Genomic DNA, 12,131 nt, shown 5'->3' with positions numbered 1-12,131 from the left:
TAATAAGAAATTCACTACGTTACTTGTTGTATATTGCTCCTAAATTATTTTTTGTCAACTTGATTATGACAGATTTTGAGGTTGGAGTATTACTCACGTCGGCAACACTGTCGATAGGAACCAGTACGTTGGCTTCAGGAAAATAGGTTGCGACGTTTTGGCGTGGAATATTGTACGGAACCACAATGAATTTTTCTGCCAAACGATGTACACCTCCATGATAGTTATGTAAATCCACTAAGTCATATTGCTGTAAACCAGTCGAAGCAATATCCTCATCGTTCATTAAAATGACTCTTCTTTCGTTGAAAATACCTCTGTAGCGGTCATCCAAGCCATAAACAGTAGTATTGAACTGGTCATGAGTACGAATCGTCATCATTAGGTATTCATCAGTTGCCAACTGAATTGTTTCGAGAGGACAAATTTTGAATAAAGCTTTTTGAGCTGTGTTGGTAAATACACCTTCTCGTGGTCCATTGGGCAAATAAAAACCACCATCTTGGCGAACTCTTTCATTATAATCTTCAAAACCTGGAATCGTTTTTTCGATTAAATCCCTGATAGAATCATAATGATGTGTTAGCGAAAGCCAGTCTAGCTGAGTGCGCTTTCTAAGGGTACGTTGTGCTATTTCAGCAATAATTTTTGGTTCGCTCCAAACTGTTGGGGCAGGAGGAGTGAGGTTTCCTTTCGACATTTGAACTACCCCCATCGAGTTTTCGGTAGTCACAAACTGCGCTCCACCCGCCTGACGATCTTCATCGGTACGCCCCATGGCAGGTAAAATTAACGCTGTTTTACCATGGATTAAGTGACTTCTATTCAGTTTTGTGGAAACATGCACAGTAAGTGCACAATTGCGTAATGCCTGTGCCGTAAATTCGGTATCGGGTGTGGCAGAAAGAAAATTGCCTCCCATGCCCATAAATACCTTGCCACTGGATGCTTGCATGGCTTTTATGGCTGCCACAACATCATAACCATGTTTTTGTGGCGGTGTAAACCCAAAGTTTTCTTCTATTTTTTGTAAAAAAGCTTTTGAAGGTCTTTCAAAAATACCCATTGTACGATCTCCTTGTACATTGGAATGCCCTCGTACGGGACAAGTGCCAGCACCTTGCTTGCCAATACTTCCTTTAAGCAAAAGTAGGTTAACTAATTCCTGAATGGTTACTACTGAGTTTTTGTGTTGGGTTAGTCCCATTGCCCAACAGGCAATTATACGCTGAGAGTTAGCCAATAAATCGGCTACTTCTTCTATCTGTTCAAGACTGATGCCACATTCTTTGACTAAATCTTCAAGCTTGTACTGACTCAAATCTGTCAAGAAATCTTCGAACCCAAGGGTATTTTTTTGAATAAAATCATGGTCGAATACATTCCCGATAGTAGCTTCTTTTTTGACCAATAACAACAATAGAGCCTTGATGAGAGCAATATCCGAGTTGATTTTTATCTGTAAATAATGGTCGCTCAATTTGGTGCCACTCCCAAGCATATCGCTCAAATGTTGAGGATGTTTAAATGCCAATAAACCCGCTTCTACCAGAGGATTTACAGATACAATTTTAGCACCGTTTTTCTTGGCTTCTTCCAATGCTGTGAGCATTCGAGGATGATTTGTGCCAGGATTTTGCCCCAAAATCATAATCACTTGCGCATGATTAAAGTCTTCGAGGGTTACCGAGCCTTTTCCCAAACCTAATTGCTCACCTAATGCCGAACCACTTGATTCGTGGCACATATTGGAGCAATCGGGAAGGTTGTTGGTTCCTAATTGTCGAGCAAATAATTGATATAAAAATGCCGCTTCGTTGGAGGTTCTACCTGAAGTATAAAATATGGCGTCGTCGGGCGAGGGGAGTGCATTGAGGTGCTCAGCAATAAGGTCGAGTGCTTCGTTCCATTCAATCTTACGATAATGAGTTTCGCCTTGTCTGGCAATCATAGGGTGGGTCAAACGCCCTTGTTGACCAAGCCAATAATCAGATTTTTCGGAAAGTTCTTGGATACTATATCTTTGAAAAAATACGGGGCCTGTTTTGAGCGTCGTTGCCTCTTCGGCGATGGCTTTGGCGCCATTTTCACAATATTCTGCAATAGATGAACGCTCGCCGTCAGGGTCGGGCCAAGCACATGAAGGACAATCTACACCACCTTTTTGATTGAGTGTCAATAATATCTTCGTACCTCTAGCCACATTCATCGCACCCAAAACGTGTTTGATGGCATTACTTACCGCCTTAAAACCAGCTGCTACATGAGCAGGCTCAGTTTGCTGTAGTCCTGTCAGATCCTGTGGAGGCTGCGCAGAAGGTTGTTGATCTATTGTATTCATAGTAATGGCAAATTGTTAAGCATTTTGAAATATCTAAGAAGACGATACTAGTTATTAGGATATCAGTTATTTGAAGGTGCTCATAATCAGAATGATATATTCAAAGTAAGTCACTGATATATTATTATTTGAATCTTCCTTATTCTCATTATTGAATTAAGAGTATGTTTAAAATTTATAAGTCATTAAAAAATGAAAGAGTTTGTGTTTTTTCTGAAATCCTGTTGTTTGAGCCGCAGGCGAGGTGGGTCGTCACTCCGATTAGGATTTCTTGACTTTCTTTTGCGGCCGCCGCTGCGGTTACTTTTCTTGTGTCAAGACAAGAAAAGTAAGGTGTGGCGAAAGGAAATTTTGTTTTTCTAATAAGAGGCAAATAAAATTTTGAAACTGAAGCAATAACTGCCCACTGCTATTGTACCCTAAACTCATGCGTATAGACATTAAACTTTCCTTTTCGTAAAAAAGCAATCAATGTAATACCAAATTGTTTTGCCAGTTCTACCGCTAAACTTGATGGTGCACCTACGGCCACTATAATAGGAAATTGAGACATAATACTTTTCTGAATCATCTCATAGCTAACTCGGCTACTTAGTACAAGGATAGGAGCCATGACTTGTTTTTCTAGTCCTAATTTAGCACCGATTACTTTATCTAAGGCATTGTGTCGCCCTATATCTTCACGGAGTAAAACCAATTCGCCAGTGTTTTCATAAATAGCCACTGCATGGGCGCCACCTGTATAAGAAAAAAGACTTTGATTTTGTGTGAGTTTCTCTTCTATTTCCCACAAAAATGTAGGAGAAATACGATATTCCCAATTCTTGAGAGTAAGACACTGTTGTTGTTCGAGCGATTCAATTTGTGCTTTTCCACAAATCCCACAGCTCGAAGATGCCATAAAATTTCGCTCATATAGGGTTTGACTCAAATCTAAATCAGGGCTTAATTCTACCCTAACAATATTTTCATGTTCTTCTAGTCGTTGTAATTCAGTGCAGTAACGAATAGATTGCACCTGCGAAAGATGTTGAATGATTCCCTCAGAATACAAAAAACCTAAGGTCAATTCGAAATCATGCCCTGGGGTACGCATCGTAACGGTAAGGTTTTTTTGTAAGCGATGATGAATATCACCATACCCAATCCTAATGGCCAAAGGTTCTTCTACAATTACTAAATCATCCATCTCTTTTTCAAGAGATTGGCTACTATATTTTATCACCTGAACAGGCTTTACTTGTGGTTGCATATTTTAGTTGGTTGATAAAATGACACTTAAAAATAAAGAAATACAAAGTGTTTTCCCATTTTGAATAATATTCTTAAATTGATACAATTAGGACTAAACTTTTTTCTAAAGAAATAAATCTAAGTAAAAAGTAAGTCAACAGGTACAAAGTAGCAAAGTGTTTTATCTGTACAAGTATTCCAAATAAGGTATTCGATGCTATTTCGAGCCTTTGTCATCAAGCCATTATTTAACAAAACTCCTCAGATTATGAACAAACAACGTATTCTTATTGGTATTGCTGTATTGGCAGTAGCTATTCAATTTATTCGTCCTGCCAAAAATCAATCCGAGGGTGTGAGCGCCAATGATATTACGAAGCACTATGAAGTACCCGCAGACGTACAAAAAGCGTTGAAAGTATCGTGTTACGATTGTCATTCCAACAATACTACCTATCCTTGGTATAGCAATATTCAGCCAGTAGGTTGGTGGCTTAATCATCATGTAGAGGAAGGAAAAGACGAATTGAATTTCTCTGAATTTGCGAGCTATCCAAAGAAAAAAGCTGCACATAAATTAGAGGAGGTAGCCGAAGCCGTAACCGACCACTGGATGCCACTCGACTCATATACTTGGATTCACAAAGATGCGATTTTGTCAGATCAAGACTCTAAAGCCATCGCCACTTGGGCAAAAGCCTTACAGGATAGTTTAGCCAAATAGACATTAGGCTTTAGGCTTTCAGCTGTAGGCAATATGCTCTCCGATTATAGTAGATATTTGTGATAATAGATACGGTTGATAGTTTCATGAGAAGTTATGGTCGTATCTATTATTAGAACTCATGACAGCTAATTTTCTTAATGCTCTGAAGTTCATTTTCAAATCTTCAAATTTGTCAATTTTCAAATTCATATCCCATACCCTCTCAACTCATTTCTCACTTCCATTTGCCAACGTTCTTGATCAATCATGTTGATGGAGTGATTGGTTTCGGCATCATATTTTTTCTGAAGTTTATTCATGAGTCGATACATATCAATAAATAGCAATTGAATTTCGCTGTCATAATCCTCCACAGAAGTAATTTGGCGAGCCTTTTCTTTGAATTTTTCAATGATAGTTTTCGTAATATCAAAATGTAGTTGTTCATGGTCTAATGCCGATTCACTATTGCCTGCACGGGCGTTCCATGAAGAAGATTTTAAGATGTAAGCTTTAAATTGCAAATTGGCAGTAAGGACTCCTTTATTAAATTTTACATCTCCAATATATTCAAAGTTTGAAAAAACTTGGGCTGCATAAGGTGTAAAAATAGGAGGTTTCCCATGAAAATCGCTCCATCGTAATGGTCTTGAAGTACTCCAAAATAGCGTATCGCCTTTATCTGGATGATCGATTTGATAATCTGGGAGAATATTTATTACAAGAGACCTTGCAAGGATTGGATTTTTGTCATAATTCAAAGACATCCATTGATTGAGGTGTTCGGCCCCTCTTCGGAATAATTTCTCAATCATTTTCTGATAATTGTCGTACTCCCCTAATGAGCGTTTGAAAAGGGTTTTACTTTTGAAACTGGTTAATACAACATCCGTTCCAGCTCTATCAAAAGAAAATACTAGTTCAATGCCACATTCACCATGAATCATATTATCCTTAATTTTTTCTTGTATATCTAGATTTTTGATATGAATGGTAATGGCATAGTCAAGCGTATCTCGACGTATAGGGTTACGGAAAAAACTACGACTATACTTGCTTAACGAATAACTTGGCTTGAGTTGTAACAAAGCATTATCAACTCCATAGGCATGGCCAATTCGAGAAGAGTTATTTCGAATATCTGATACTTTTTCGATGTAGAAGTACGTAGGAGTAAGAGGAGGTTCGCTTGTTTGTAAGGGTACAAATTTTACTAGATTTTGTCCCCAATGACAAAATGGCGACACAAAGCACATCATAAAAAAGAAGAGGTGTTTCATCGTAAAATCATTTTTTTCTTTTAAGTAACAGGAAAGCATAAATTAATCATATAACTACGATGCATATTGAATATTTCCTTCTGGTTATAAGTTCATTCTAGTAACAGATTTACTGTTAACTAATAACTTCCTCATACTTACATTAAGGTAAATAAAAATTAGGAGGAATAATTCAAATTGGCTATATTCAATAAAAAATATAAACTATTGACTAAGACTATGGGAAATTCACATCATTCACAAGAAGTAGAAAACGATTTGTCAACATTCGAACTCATTGCATTGTTCGTGGTTTTTTGCGTAATTTTAATTTGGTTAGGAGATACCCTAACAGCTACAGTTGGAATTATATTGGAAGGACTTGTATTTGCTGTTGCTTATAATGCGAAGAATAATCAGATAGATTGAGAGAATGCGATAAATGTAAAGGAAAAATACACGATTACTTAGCCAAAATAAAAGGGAATAAAGCCATGCTTTATTCCCTTTTATTTTGAAAACCTTTGTTGATATTACTCTACAAGCATGTTGTGATACACGTTCTGAACATCATCGTCTTCTTCTAATTTATCAATAAGCTTTTCAATATCAGCAGATTGTTCTTCTGTAAGTTTTTTGAAATCAGTAGGAATACGTTCAAAGTCCGCACCTTGAATTTCATAACCTTGCTCTTCTAAGTATTTTTGAATAGCTCCAAAAGCGGTAAAGCCACCATAAATATTGATTTGGTTAGCTTCTGTATCTAAGAACAGTTCTTCTGCACCAAAGTCGATAAGTTCTAACTCTAACTCTTCGATGTCAGTTGTACCATTATTAGCAATTTTGAAAATACACTTACGGTCAAAAATAAAGTCAAGCATACCCGAAGTACCTACGCTACCACCACATTTGGTAAAGTAACTACGAACGTTGGCAATACTACGGTTAGTGTTATCGGTAGTACATTCTACTAAGACTGCTACGCCGTGTAGTCCGTATCCTTCATATACAATCTCTTTGTAATCCTCTTGGTCTTTCGAAGTAGCACGTTTGATGGCGTTTTCGATATTGACTTTTGGCATGTTTACCGCTCTAGCATTTTGCATGATTGCACGCAAACGAGAGTTTGAGGTAGGGTCTGGACCGCCTGATTTTACAGCGATTGTAATATCTTTACCGATTTTGGTAAAAGTTTTGGCCATTTGGCCCCATCTTTTAAACTTTCTGGCTTTACGGAATTCAAAGGCTCTTCCCATTTTATTTGGTCATTTGAAATTGATGTGGGTCTAGAAAAATACAATTTTCAGACTTTTTCGTATGTTCAGTAATTTATGTATCAAGAAATTAGGCTGATACTTTATTCCAAAAAATAAAGTAGACCTAAAGGGTAATTTTTTGCGAATGCAAAGGTACAAAAGTAGTTGGGAATTTCAGAATGGAATAAAATGATTTTAGTAATCTAGTCTCAGTGTTCCACACTTGGACTTATTTTTTGAATAGTTTCAAACTGCCAATCAATAAAAAAGGTAACTAAGCTATGCCTAGTCACCTTATCATCTATTTCAGAGCTTGAAGATCAAGAAAGTATTTTAAAACGTTACAAGCTGTCGGCTCAAAGCCGATAGCCCTAAGTCTCAATACTACCAACCATCATCAGCTTTTGGTTTTACATTTGCACTTGACTTTTTCACTACAGGGGGTTTTGAAGCAGCAGGAGCACCAGTACTTGGTGCAGCGCCTGTACCTTTTACAGTAGCATCCAAATCGGCACGGCTGAACACACGGCTTACAATTTTCCAATTGTCACCAAACTTCAACATGCTCAATAAGTCCACATACTTGAAATCACCAAAACGAAGTTCGACTGTAGCAAGAGCCGAAACACCAATATAAGAGTAAGAAACTAGTTTGGTCGAACCACCTCTAGTTTGAATACCACCTGCTGGAGTTGTTGCCACAAACTTACGAACTGAAAGGTCTTGTAATGCTCCTGTGTTGGTGTTTACACTACGAAGCAAAGCTGTAGGATGAAAAGCACGGTTGAGACGAGCGGTATCACCTTGCATTACTCCATCAAGGTAATTGTTGATGCAGGCTTTGATACCTTCATCTTCCGATTGCGCTTGCACTTTGATTTGAAATCCTACCAGCATTAATAAGCCGAGAAGTAATGATTTAATCTTCATGATGTTGGAAAAATTTGATTATTGAAGCTTTGGGAAATTTGTAGCGAAAAGAATGCCACGAATGCCTAGGGCTGTAAAGATATGTAATTTTTAAAGTTTTGTACACTTTATCCGTGATTAAACTTTACTATAAACGTATAGTTAATCCAAATAGTGTACAAGTAGCGATTAAGCTTTCTGTATTTCTAAACAACAAAATGCTTATAGTCATTGATTCTTTATCGGTTTTCTGCTAAATTACAATACACCCCGTCTTAATCCTCTTTTTATGATATTTCGCAAAAGCACCATATTTTTACTTTTATGGCTAGTAATTACCTCAGCAATAAAAGCGCAAGATCTCCCTATTATCAAAGAAATTCACTTAAGTCCAGACCTTGATAAGGCTGGAGAAGCCGTAGGGTTGCATGTGCAGTATTCGGTGCAATATGAAACAAATCAAGAGCATAATTTGAAACTATTATTCAATTCGCTACACCCTTATTTAGACAGAACAACGGATGTTATAACTCAGCTTTCTGTCACAGATACTCAAGGAGCTGTCACCTATCGAGCTTATCCCGACACTAGTATCAATGATTTAAACCTTCAAGTTTGGAAAGGGAATCGAGCAGTAAAAGGAAAAACTATTAAAATTGATTATCACATACCAGTAGCGGTATCTATTCCTAAGCGTCGAGGACCCCATATTGATTTACAAGCTACAGGAGGAGGGTTAGCAGGAGCGTTTACGAGCTTTCTATTATATCCCGAAACACTTACATCGGTTGATTTATCCCTAAAATGGCATTTACCCAAAGGTTTTATCGCTGTTACTTCAAAAGGAGAGAATGATTGCCAGATCAAAACCGATTTAGGCGATTTGATGTTTTGCCAGTTTATTGTAGGAAAAATGTTTACCTATCCTGATAAAGGTCGAGATAAAGGCTTTAGCTTGTATGCGTTAGGACGAAAATCAGACGAAATGAAACAGGCTGCTGTTTGGGTCGAAAAAGTGTATGCGCATTTACGTAACCGTCTGAATGGAAATTCTGAGAGCCCTTTCAGAATTTTTATCCGAACTTACGATGGCGGACCTCTCGCCAGTGGCGTTGCTGTAATGGGAGGATATACGCTATATTTACCACCCACCGAAGATGCCACCACCGCCGATATTCACTCCTTGATAGCTCATGAAACAGTACATGCTTTTGTAGGAAGTCTTCATGCACAAGAAGGAGAAGATGACTGGTATAGCGAAGGTATTGCAGATTATTTGTGTATGATATTACCGCTTGAGGCTGGATTATACACTTCCTCGGAATTTGGTAAGCTTATTAATGAGGAGGCGGCACTTTATTATACCAACGCAATTCGTGAAGTTTCGGAAAAAGATATACCAAGCGTAAAGTGGTCGGGGCGAAATGCGTGGTCAATCGGATATTCAAGAGGAGCGATGTATTTTGCTAATCTTGAAGCCAAACTAAAGCGTACGCATAGTCAAGCGACTGTTGTAGGGTTAATCAACCAAATAACCCAACAAGCTCAAGCTGGTGAATATGTCACAAAAGATACATGGGAAAAGCTCTTAGCCACCTCAGTTGGACAGTGGGCAGTAGACGACTGGAAGGCGATGCTAAGTGGAAAGTTAATTGTTCCTGAACCTGATATTTATGAAGGATATACCGTAAAGAAAATCACAACAGGATTATTTGACTTGGGTTTTGCCAAACCAATGAAAGTGCAAAAAGGAGAAATTGTAAAAGGACTAGACCCCAATTCGGAAGCTGCCAAGGCAGGGCTGCAAGAAGGAGACGAAATATTGGCTTCTATTAATATCAACAAAACCTATACAAGCTATTCAAATACATTGACGATTCCTGTTTTGAGAAAAGGTAGAAAATATACGATTACTTTTCAGCCAAGAAAAGGAAGTGTTGAAGCGTACGAGTTTGTGAAAAAGCAATAAGTAACTTGTGGAATTTAGGGTTGTACGAAGGATTTATAACTATTGCAGATTTGGGATGTCTGATTTCGGAAGTGTTAAAAATTAAATTTTACTTCCGAAATCCCAAATCTGATATCCAAGATGATGAATTCATCACTCGCAACTACTCATGTCCGCCTTCTACTTCCTCAGGGAATGCTTCACCTTTCATAAAGTACCAAGCCTTATCAGGATATAAGATAGATTGCGCAACTTTTACACGTGCCAAAGCATGATTGGCTACGTTTTGAAGAATGATAATAGAGGAATTATCTTTTGGATTGTGGAGATAGTAATTCTTGAAACCATGCCACCAACCTGTATGAAAAGTCAACCAAGAGCCATCGTCCATCAATTGTAAACGCCAGCCGTAGCCATAGTTTTTATTAATTAAATTTTTGAAATGATGCGCTGGAACAAAAGCTTCTTGTAAAGTACTTTGCTTGACTAATTTTTCGCTATTCAATGCCATATCCCACTTAAACATATCTTCTACCGTCGAGTAAATTCCTTTGTCGCCCACAGCGCCATCCAAATGATCGAACGGAATTTGCCAGTAACCACCTCTTCTTGGCGTATATCCTAAGGCTGCATTGGCCACCATCTCAGACTTACTAGGGTCATAGATGAAGGTTTTGGACATACCCGCGGGTGCAAAAAGATGCTTTTGGGCATATTCTCTAAACGACATATTTGTTAATTTTTCTACGATATAGGCCAACAAAACATAGTTGGAGTTATTGTAGTTAAAGCGAGCATTAGGCAAATAATTAATCCCTGGCTTATGCTTGGCAAATAAGTTTACGATTTGCTCGTTTGACATAGGCTCTTTTTTATTGATAACCTTGTCGAGCGCATACGCATAGTTGGGAATGCCCGAGCAGTGAGTCAGCAAGCTACGAATCGTAATGCTTGGGTCATAAGGAAAGCTCGGAATGTATTTGTAAACGGGGTCGTTGTAATTAATCAAACCTTTTTCGTGCAATTGCATAATAGCAACCGACGTAAATTGCTTCGAAACAGAGGCTAATTGAAACAACGTTTCGGTAGTATTTGTATCTTTTTTAGCAAAACTTTTGTAGCCAAAAGCTCCTTTGTAGATAATTTTTCCATATTGTGAAACCAGTACTACACCATTGAATTTGGCAGTTTTTTGAAGATTTCTGAAAAAAGTATCCAACTTAGCTGCTTTACGAGAGGCTGTGGTAGCATCAAAAAGCTTGGCTATACTGTCATTACGTACCGATGTGCTGTTTGTGGTGGTATCACCCCACTGGTTTGGCTGATGGGAACAGGCAACAATGCCCAAAACGATTAATAAGGTAAAGTAAAAAAACTGCTTCGTAATCTGCGTCACAACTCTAGAAATTAAGGATGTTTTATATAATGTTATTCAGTGGAGGAGAGAATTCTAGAAAAATGTGATTTGTTGGCGGTAAAATCTCATTTTTCAAACTTCGTATCTGTTTTTTCAGAAGTTTTGCTCAAAACTCTATTGCAATTTACACCACTAAGTGATGTTTTTCAATATTTCTTCCGAAAAAACTATTTGCCAAAAATAAGTATGAAAAATAAAAAAGGGTTTTAACAACACTTGTTAAAACCCTTTTCAAAATTACAATTTATTCGTAGCTCAAGCCATATTGCTTCAAGACATCTTCAGGAACGCCATCCCATTGGTTAGGGCGGTTGCCTTCGTAGCCAATATCTTTAATACCCATTTCGCTTGAGAAAAAGCCTGTTGCAGTCAAGTTTCTCATAAGAGAGAAAAACGAAACGCCTTGCGAAAACTGTGGCTTGGCATTAGCAGGATAAGCAATGTCTTCTACAATTTCAATGCGTTGTTGTGGCGTAATACCTACAAAATCCTTACTAAAGCGCTTGATTGATTGTGAATCTAACCAGCGAAGACCTCCACGCAATGGCGTCTTAAACTCGCTTGGTCTATCTTTAGCGATAAATTCGATAAAAGCAGGCACGCCAGCTTGTGAAGCACTGCCCGACTTGCCATCGGCTGGAATGATAATATCTACCAAAATGGTGATCGTTTTCATTTCGTGCTCAGTGAAAAACTTCTCAGCCATCAATTTGGCGTCACGAATAGCCTCATCTTTGGTACGACCACCAGGGATTTTGATGTCGTCCGATTTGGCAGATGCTGCCTTTGCGCCTTTTTTAATAGGCTTTTGCTGTTCGAGCAACTCTGCGGCTTTTACTTCTGGTCCAAGCACTGCCATTCCCAACGAAGTAAAACCAATATTTTTAAGATAATCTCTTCTTTTCATCTGAATAAAAGGTTTGAATAAGAGTATGTTTGAAAATTTTATTTGGCTTTTGTTATAAAAACAAAATTTCCTATCGACACTATTTACTTTTCTTGTGTCAAGACAAGAAAAGTAACAAAAGAAAGTCAAGAAATCCTAAACTCGCCTGCGGCTCA

Annotated in this window: 10 protein-coding genes; 3 read left to right on the top strand and 7 right to left on the bottom strand. The window is 38.0% G+C overall.

The window, feature by feature from the left end; all coding sequences use genetic code 11:
- Positions 1–19 precede the first annotated feature (19 nt).
- Both QM481_RS03825 and fdhD read right to left on the bottom strand, forming a co-directional pair.
- Positions 20–2,341 carry an FdhF/YdeP family oxidoreductase gene (locus tag QM481_RS03825; protein WP_283380711.1) on the bottom strand — a complete coding sequence of 774 codons (2,322 nt, stop codon included), beginning with the start codon at positions 2,339–2,341 and terminating at the stop codon, positions 20–22.
- 409 nt (positions 2,342–2,750) lie between these two features.
- Positions 2,751–3,593, bottom strand: a complete 843-nt coding sequence (gene fdhD, locus QM481_RS03820; protein ID WP_283380710.1) for a formate dehydrogenase accessory sulfurtransferase FdhD — start codon at positions 3,591–3,593, stop codon at positions 2,751–2,753.
- 249 nt (positions 3,594–3,842) lie between these two features.
- On the opposite strand from fdhD, the gene QM481_RS03815 reads away from it, so the two are divergent.
- On the top strand, positions 3,843–4,298 hold the full coding sequence (locus QM481_RS03815; RefSeq protein ID WP_283329444.1) for a heme-binding domain-containing protein: 456 nt from the start codon (positions 3,843–3,845) through the stop codon (positions 4,296–4,298).
- A 188-nt stretch (positions 4,299–4,486) separates the two neighbouring features.
- On the opposite strand, the gene QM481_RS03810 is transcribed toward QM481_RS03815, so the two are convergent.
- On the bottom strand, positions 4,487–5,560 hold the full coding sequence (locus QM481_RS03810) for a DUF922 domain-containing protein (RefSeq protein ID WP_283380709.1): 1,074 nt from the start codon (positions 5,558–5,560) through the stop codon (positions 4,487–4,489).
- Between the two features lie 219 nt (positions 5,561–5,779).
- On the opposite strand from QM481_RS03810, the gene QM481_RS03805 reads away from it, so the two are divergent.
- Complete coding sequence (locus QM481_RS03805) at positions 5,780–5,968, top strand: hypothetical protein (RefSeq protein ID WP_283380708.1); 189 nt, start codon at positions 5,780–5,782, stop codon at positions 5,966–5,968.
- A gap of 104 nt (positions 5,969–6,072) precedes the next feature.
- Here QM481_RS03805 and QM481_RS03800 read toward each other — a convergent pair whose 3' ends face one another.
- Positions 6,073–6,795 carry a YebC/PmpR family DNA-binding transcriptional regulator gene (locus QM481_RS03800; RefSeq protein WP_166551402.1) on the bottom strand — a complete coding sequence of 241 codons (723 nt, stop codon included), beginning with the start codon at positions 6,793–6,795 and terminating at the stop codon, positions 6,073–6,075.
- A 384-nt stretch (positions 6,796–7,179) separates the two neighbouring features.
- Positions 7,180–7,725, bottom strand: a complete 546-nt coding sequence (locus QM481_RS03795; RefSeq protein WP_283380707.1) for a nuclear transport factor 2 family protein — start codon at positions 7,723–7,725, stop codon at positions 7,180–7,182.
- Between the two features lie 268 nt (positions 7,726–7,993).
- Here QM481_RS03795 and QM481_RS03790 point away from each other — a divergent pair, with 268 nt between their 5' ends.
- Positions 7,994–9,673: a M61 metallopeptidase family protein gene (locus QM481_RS03790; protein WP_283380706.1), complete on the top strand. Its 1,680-nt coding sequence runs from the start codon at positions 7,994–7,996 to the stop codon at positions 9,671–9,673.
- A 142-nt stretch (positions 9,674–9,815) separates the two neighbouring features.
- On the opposite strand, the gene QM481_RS03785 is transcribed toward QM481_RS03790, so the two are convergent.
- Both QM481_RS03785 and QM481_RS03780 read right to left on the bottom strand, forming a co-directional pair.
- On the bottom strand, positions 9,816–11,048 hold the full coding sequence (locus QM481_RS03785) for a serine hydrolase domain-containing protein (protein WP_283370082.1): 1,233 nt from the start codon (positions 11,046–11,048) through the stop codon (positions 9,816–9,818).
- 265 nt (positions 11,049–11,313) lie between these two features.
- Complete coding sequence (locus tag QM481_RS03780; protein WP_283380705.1) at positions 11,314–11,976, bottom strand: gluconate 2-dehydrogenase subunit 3 family protein; 663 nt, start codon at positions 11,974–11,976, stop codon at positions 11,314–11,316.
- Positions 11,977–12,131: the final 155 nt, after the last annotated feature.

It is taken from the genome of Flectobacillus rivi, from assembly GCF_030056655.1.
GTDB classification, from domain to species: Bacteria; Bacteroidota; Bacteroidia; order Cytophagales; family Spirosomataceae; genus Flectobacillus; species Flectobacillus rivi.
The sequence above is the reverse complement of the archived record's forward strand: the minus strand, read 5'-3'. Positions and strand labels throughout refer to the sequence as shown.